Source organism: Streptomyces sp. NPDC126499 (assembly GCF_040302485.1).
Lineage (GTDB): Bacteria > Actinomycetota > Actinomycetes > Streptomycetales > Streptomycetaceae > Streptomyces.
On sequence record NZ_JBEOUO010000047.1, the window covers coordinates 1 to 6,849 of the forward strand.

General features: G+C 76.0%; 3 protein-coding genes and 1 pseudogene. 1 reads left to right on the forward strand and 3 read right to left on the reverse strand.

The genetic code is table 11. The annotated features are described in order from the left end of the window. Together ABTZ91_RS33855 and ABTZ91_RS33860 are read right to left on the reverse strand one after the other, a co-directional pair. A pseudogene (locus ABTZ91_RS33855) lies at window positions 1–1,591 on the reverse strand (hypothetical protein); the annotation flags it as partial. A 317-nt stretch (window positions 1,592–1,908) separates the two neighbouring features. After that, window positions 1,909–2,769, reverse strand: coding sequence for a DNA/RNA non-specific endonuclease (locus ABTZ91_RS33860; protein ID WP_352081080.1), 861 nt, complete (start codon window positions 2,767–2,769; stop codon window positions 1,909–1,911). A 104-nt stretch (window positions 2,770–2,873) separates the two neighbouring features. Between ABTZ91_RS33860 and ABTZ91_RS33865 the strand changes: the two genes are divergently transcribed. Continuing rightward, entirely contained in the window at window positions 2,874–3,686 is an 813-nt protein-coding gene (locus ABTZ91_RS33865; RefSeq protein WP_352081081.1) for a caspase family protein, read from the forward strand. A gap of 127 nt (window positions 3,687–3,813) precedes the next feature. On the opposite strand, the gene ABTZ91_RS33870 is transcribed toward ABTZ91_RS33865, so the two are convergent. Further along, a complete protein-coding gene (locus ABTZ91_RS33870) occupies window positions 3,814–6,576 on the reverse strand; it encodes a LuxR C-terminal-related transcriptional regulator (RefSeq protein ID WP_407078091.1) in 2,763 nt (920 codons plus the stop codon). Between the last annotated feature and the right edge of the window lie 273 nt (window positions 6,577–6,849).

A 6,849-nucleotide genomic window follows, 5' to 3' on the forward strand; every position in this document is an offset into this window, starting at 1 on the left:
CCGAGAGCAGGGCCAGCGCCGCGCGTTCGACCCCCCGGCCCTCGGGCAGCGAGTCGGCGTTGGCCGCGAGCGCGGCCCGTGCCGCCTCCGGGCCCGCGAGCTCCTTCAGGGTGGCCGAGCGCACCTCCGGCTTCAGCACCCAGCGCACCGCGCGCTCCGGCCCCGCGAGCGCCGTGCAGTCGTCGACGAGCTCCAGGACGGCCTTGCCGCTCGGCTCCGGCTCGCCGGGCAGGCGCAGCGTCGCCGGGTCGAAGGCGTCGAGCAGACAGGCCGCCTCCCGATAGGCGCGACGCAGACCCGGCAGGGCAGGCGCGCTCCGGGCCGCCGGGGGCGAGCGCAGGGTGCCGCGCAGCGCCCCGGTGAGGTCCTCGCCGGGGGCGAGGCCGAGCGAGAGCCGTACGACGTCCTCGACGGCCGCGCAGACCCGCCGCATGCGACTGTCGGCCGGGTCGGCCGCGTCCACCGCCCGCAGCACCTCCGTGACCGCCGTCTCCACGAGCGCGGCGGACGGCGTGCCACCCGAGCCGGTCGCGCCCCCCGACTCGGCGAGGAAACGCCCGAAGAACGCCCGCAGTTCCTCCGGCCCGACCGGGCGCGCCGTGTCCCGGCACACGCTGTTCCGCGTGTCGTACGGGAGCGGGTGCGCCGTGGGCGAGTAGCCGAGGAGCACCAGACGGGGCACGGTCTCCCGCCGAACCGGCGTGTGCTCGTAGACGGCGAGGGCCAGCTTGCCGATGCAGTCCCACACGTCGGAGGTGGCGTCGAGCGCGTCGCACTCGTCGAGGACCAGCCAGAAGCGGTCCTCGGCGGCGGTGGCCCGTCCCACGATCCGGTGCACGGCGTCGTCGATCGAGGACAGTGGATCGTTCAACCGTGTCGGGTTCAACGGAAATCCGCCGGCCTCCGGACCCTCCAGCCCCTCCGGACCCTCCAGCCCCTCCGGACCCTCCAGCCCCTCCGGACCCTCCGGCCCCTCCAGCGCTTCCGGACCCGACACGAACGCGGCGAGCCGCTCCACGAGCCGCGCCGCCGTCGAGGTGCGCCCCAGCGTCACCCGTACGGGACGGAACCCGCAGTGCTGCCCCAGGTGCCGGATCAGACGGTAGGTGTACGAGCGCCCGCTGTCCGGTGCGCCGTCCACCACCAGGACCGAGAGGTCGGGGTCGGCCACGAACCGGCGCAGCGTGGCCCGTAGCTCCGCCCGGTCGACGAACACCTCCGTGCCGTGCCGCAGCACCAGCGCCTCGAACGGGTCCCGTGGCGCGTGCCGAGCCGCTTCGTCCTCGCGCAGCCGGGCGAGCAGCGCGCGTACCTCCATGCCACGGCCGACGGCGTCGGCGGCGTCGAGCCGGTCGAGGACGTCGAGCCGGGACAGCGCGTCGAGCAGCCGCCGCTGGTCGGCGACGTCCCTTCGGGCGGCTCCCACGATCAGGCGGGCGTTCGCGTCCCGGTCCGGGGTGAGGGGGAGGTCCGCCACGAAGTCGGTGGTCAGCGGGGTGCGGAGCAGCCGGGTCCGGGGATCGGGGTCGTCGAGAAGGTGGTCCCGCACCCAACGGGTGACGAGGCCCCACTCCGTCTCGGTGAGAGGCATGAGGCACCTGACCGGTCGTCCCTGCGTCGATGGGGACGCCTGACTGCGCCCTGTCATCGTCCCGCCGGGTGCCGTGCGCCGCAATCGGTGCCCGGGGTGCCCCCGGTGTCGTGGTCCGCAATCGGTGCCCGGGGCGCCCCCGGTGCCGTGCGCCGCGATCGCTGCCCGAGCCGCCCCGTGCCCGCGCCGCCCGGCGTGGCCCTGCCCGACGCTCCGGTGCGCCCCCGACCTCCCGGTGCGCCCCCAACGCGCCCCGATGTGCGCCCCTGATGCGCCCGCCCGCGCGCCCCCGACGGGCCCCGCCGCGCCGCGCGCCCTCAGTCGGTCATCGCGATGTCCTCGTACGACTCCAGCCGCCGCCAGCGCTCCTCGGGCGCGCGCAGCAGCGGCATCAGGTCCACGTCCGGCAGCGGCCCCAGTTCCAGCTCGGCGATCTCGGCGACGTCCGAGACCGGCACCTGGTACGTGCGGAACGGCCCGAGCGGCGGCGGCGCGCCCGTCGGCACCCCGGCGAGCGCCCGGTCCGCGTCCCGGCTCAGGTCCGGGCTCTGGTCGAGCACGTACGCCGTGGCCGCCAGCGCCCCGTCCTGCATGAACGCGGCCACCTTCCAGAAGCGCAGCGGCACCTGGATGCCCCGGTAGGGCGGGTCGGAGTCCTGGAGCACCGGCCCGGTGAGCACCACGAGCTTGCGGTCGAAGGCGGCCGCGTGGTCGAGGAGGTGGTTCTCCAGGCCCTGCCACAGCCGCTTGCCCTGGTTGAACACGTCCGCCTGCGGTGCCGCGTTGGTGAAGTAGAAGGTGTCCGTGTTGGCCCGGTCCGCGACCGCCGTGGCGCCCCACACCGGATCGAGGCGGCGGACCAGGTGCCCCCGGTCCAGGCTGTTGTCGCGGTAGACGTCGTCGCCCGCCTGCTGCTCACGGGGCAGCCGTGGGTCGTAGCGCCACACGTCGTCCCTCGGCACGTCGTCGAGCAGTTCGCGCCCCTCGATGCACACGGCGGTCGACACGGCGAGCCGCCGGTCGGGCCGGAAGACGACGGTGAAGTGGGTGTAGGGCAGGATCACCGTCTCCACCGACGTGCGGGCCGGCAGCGCGAGCGGCACCGTCGGGCCGAGGAAGTCCTCGTCGTAGCCGGTGCGGTCGGCGAGCAGATCGTGCCGGGAATCGCTGGAATTCATACGATATGAGTACCGCGTGGTGGAGGGTTGCCCACCGCCCCGGCCCCGCAGGCCACTCGAACAGACGCTCCCGGTGCCCCACCACTCCGGCCGAGGAGGCACGCATGCCCACCGGAATCTCCCTGCACGTCGGACTGAACCGCGTCGACCCCGACCGCTACGAGGGCTGGGACGGCGCCCTCCTGGCCTGCGAGAACGACGCCCGCGACCTGGCGAGGACCGCCCGCGCCAACGGCTTCGAGGACACCGTCCTGCTCACCCCCGAGGGCACCGTCGACCGGATCACCGCCGAGCTGCGCGCCGCCGCCGAACGGCTCGGCGCGGGCGACATCCTGCTCTTCACCTACTCGGGCCACGGCGGCCAGGTCCCGGACGTCACCGGCCCCGACGACGAACCCGACCGGCTGGACGAGACCCTCGTCCTCTACGACCGCCAGTTCCTCGACGACGAGGTCCACCAGGAGTTCCTGCGCTTCGACCACGGCGTCCGGATCGTCACCTTCTTCGACTGCTGCCACAGCGGCAGCAGCATCGAGATCCCCGGCCTCACCGACGACGTCACCGGCCGCTATCTGCCCGAGCCGAAACAGGCCGAGCTCTACGCGCGCGACCGGGACCTCTTCGACGACCTCCAGCGCTCGCTCGCCAAGGCCGCCGCCGTCACCGCCGACGGCCAGGGGCCGCCGGTCATCCTGGTCTCCGCGTGCCAGGACAACCAGGTCGCCCTCGACGGGGACACCAACGGCGCCTTCACCGGGGCCCTCCTCGCCGTCTGGGACGACGGCGCCTTCCGCGGCGACTACCGCACCTTCCACCGGGCGGTGCAGCACCGGCTGCCCCCCACCCAAAGCCCCAACCTCCACACCACCGGAGCACCCTCGGCGGCGTTCCTGGCCCAGCGCCCGTTCACGATCTGAAACCGACGGACCGGCGCGGTCTGAACCCGACGGACCGCAACCGACGGTCCGGCGCGGTCCGCAACCGACGGTCCGGCGCGGTCCGCGACGGCCCGTGGCGGCGGTGGGGGCTGCGCCCCGGTGGCCGCTACGGCCGCAGCGCGGTCGCCAACTGCGCCCGCGAGCGCACGTCCAGCTTCTGGTAGATCCGGGTCAGCCGCGCCTCGACCGTCTTCACGCTCAGATACAGCTTCGCCGCCGCCTCCTGGTTGCTGGCACCCTGCCCCACCAGCCGGGCCAGCCGCAGCTCCGCCTCCGTCAGCGACGACAGCGCCGGCGGTGACTCCTCGCCCACCGGGCCCTCGCCCGCCGGACCCGCGGGCGCCTCGGTCGCCAGCGCCAGCCACGGCGCCGCCCCGACCCGCTCGAACACCGCGGCCGCCGAGTGAAGGGCCGCCTGCGCCGCCGAACGCCGCCGCCGACGGCGCTCCACCCGGGCCAGCGCCATCAGCGCACGGCCCTGCTCGAGCGGCAGCTCCGCCTCCGCGAACCGGGCCGCCGTGCCCGCCAGCAGCTCCGCCGCCTCGTCCGTGCGGCCTTCCGCCGCCTGGCAGAGCGCGTACGCCCGGTCGAGGCCGAGCAGCACCGTCGACCGGCCCAGCCGCTCGCCCACCGGCCGTACCTCCGCGAGGACGGCCAGGGCCTCCTCCACCTCGTCGTGCGCGAGCAGCGCCTCCGCCAGCTCCTCGTGCCAGCGCAGCATCGACGGATCGACCGTCGACTGGGCCCGCTCGTTGGCCTCGACCCGCCGCAGCGTCTCCAGCGCGGCCGCGACGTCCCCGTTGACCAGCTGCACCCGGCCGAGCGCGTACAGGCTGCGGGAGAGGAAGACCCGGTCGCCCTCCTCCTCCGACGCCTGCGCGCTGCGCCGGGCGTAGCTGGCGGCCCGGGCGAAGCTGCCGCCGGCCGTCTCGGCGAGCGCCAGCGCGTACCACGCGGGCCCGGGGGAGAGGCCCGCCTCCAGGGTGAGCGCGAGCGACTGCCCCGCGTGCCCGAGGGCCCCGGCGCACGGGCCGATCCGCGACTCGATCTCGGCGAGCGTGCTCAGCAGCTCGATCGCGTCCTCCACCGAACCGCGCCGCTGCACCAGCGGCAGCAGCGCGTTCAGCTGCGTCCGCGCGTCCACCAGGCGCCCGTCGAAGAGGGCGTGACGGATCGTCAGGATCTGTGCGGCGTTGCGGACACCGGCCGGACGCTCGGCCGTCTCCAGGGCCCTGGCCCGCGCCAGGACCGCCTCGGCGTCCGGCGAGCCGAGCGCCCGCTCCATCCGCGCCTGTACGGTCAGGGCCTGCGCGGCCGTCCGGGAATCGCCCATCGACGCGGCCAGCGCCGCCGACTCCATCGCGGCCGCCCGCGACCGTTGCGGATCCCCGTCCGCCAGCACGTACTTGACGGCAAGGCGCAGCTGGACGGCGGCCCGCAGGGCGGTGTCGCCCTCGGAGTCCTCCATGGCGTGCACGTACATCTCGTCGAGGCCGGTCAGCCCCTGCCCGGCCGTGTCGAGCACGGCGAGCCGGGCGCGTACCCGGTCGGCGGGCGCCGCGTCCCGGGCCAGCAGGTCGGTCGCCGCCCGCATCGCCAGATCGGCCCGCGCGGCGCGGGCGGCCTCCTCGGCCGCGTCGGCGAGCCGGGCGATCCGCCGCTGCCCGTGCGAACCGGGCGTCGACTCGGCCGCCAGCATGGCCAGTTCGGCGGCGAGCGCGCTGTTGCCGCGCCGCCGGGCGAGGTCCGCCGCCTCGGCGACCTCGGCGGCCAGCTCCTCCCGCGGCGCGTCGGTGGCGAGCGCCCGGTGCCGGACCGCCTCCACCGGATCGTCCACGACCCGCGCCAACGCCGCGTGTCCCGCGCTGCGTTCGGCCCAGCACGCGTCGTGCACCAGCGTCGACGGCAGCAGCCCGGCCGTGAACGCGACCGTGCCGTCCTCGGCGAGCGACACCAGACCGGCCCGCTCCGCCGCCGCCAGGTCCGCCTCCGCGTTGGGGCGCCCGGCCCGGCGCACCAGGGTCGCGGTGGGCCGCAGCGCGAGCGCCGCGAGCAGCAGCGTCTCGCGCACCTCGGGCGGAGCGGCTCCCAGCAACTGCCGGGCCAGGTCACGGGCCCGCCCGGAGACCGTCAGCGCCTCGGCGTGGTGCACCGGCGTACGGGCGTCGGCCAGGGAGCGGCCCACGGCCAGCGCGAGCCGCGGATTGCCGCCGCTCGCCTTGTGGATGCGGCCCGCCATCCGGGACGGCAGCCGGTGGTGGATGAGCACTTCGGCGATCTCGTCGGCGTGCAGCGGCGGCACGAGCAGCACGTCCGCCTCCGACGGCACCCACAGCCGGTTGTCGTGCGGGTCCTTCCCACCGTACGCGGCGCCGTGCGCCGTACCGCGGACCGCGTCGTACGCCGCGTACGCCTCGGGCGTCTCCACGGCGATCACCCGCAGCGTCGGCGGCACCAGGTGGAGCGCGAAGCGGAGCAGGTCGGCGCTTTCCGGGTCGATGTGCTGCACCCCGTCGACGACGAGCAACGCCGGACCCCGCACGGTCAGCTCCCGCAGGATCCCGGCGAGCCCCAGCCGCAGGGCGATCGGGTCCCAGCCGCCGTCCTGCTGCGGCGCCTCCCGGCACAGCATGGCGACGGCGGCCCGCTGCGGTCCGGGCAGCCCGTCGAACACCCGGGACGCGGTGACGCCGAGCCCGGTGGGGGCGTGGCCGTGGTCGCAGCGGGAAGCGGGTCCGGCGCCGGAACGCCCGGCGTCGTGGCCGGGGTCGCGCCCGACGGGGTGCGCCGCGTCACCTTCCGCGCCGTGTCCGCCGGAAGAGCCCGTACCGGACCCGTCGCCGTGCCCGTGCGCACCGGCATCGCTCACGTCGGCATCGCTTCCGCAGGCAACGCCGGCGTCGCTCACGCCGGGGGAGCGGCCTTCTCGGCCGTCGTGGGCCGAGCCGAACCCCGTGTGCCGCGCGGGACCCTGCCCGGCGCTGGCGGAGCCGTCTCCGGCGCGCTGCCCCGGCAGGCCGGTGTGCCCGGACGCGTATCCGGAAGGGAGGGCGCTCCCGGCGCCGGGCCGGACGCCCGGACCGGTGGCCGCCGGGGCGGCCTGCCCCGGGAGTCGCCCTTCCGTGGAAGAGCCGGCACCGGT

Excerpts from the sequence above, each read along its gene's own strand:
- ABTZ91_RS33860 (WP_352081080.1), bottom strand. The coding sequence starts at position 2,769 with ATGAATTCCAGCGATTCCCGGCACGATCTGCTCGCCGACCGCACCGGC.
- ABTZ91_RS33865 (WP_352081081.1), top strand. The coding sequence starts at position 2,874 with ATGCCCACCGGAATCTCCCTGCACGTCGGACTGAACCGCGTCGACCCC.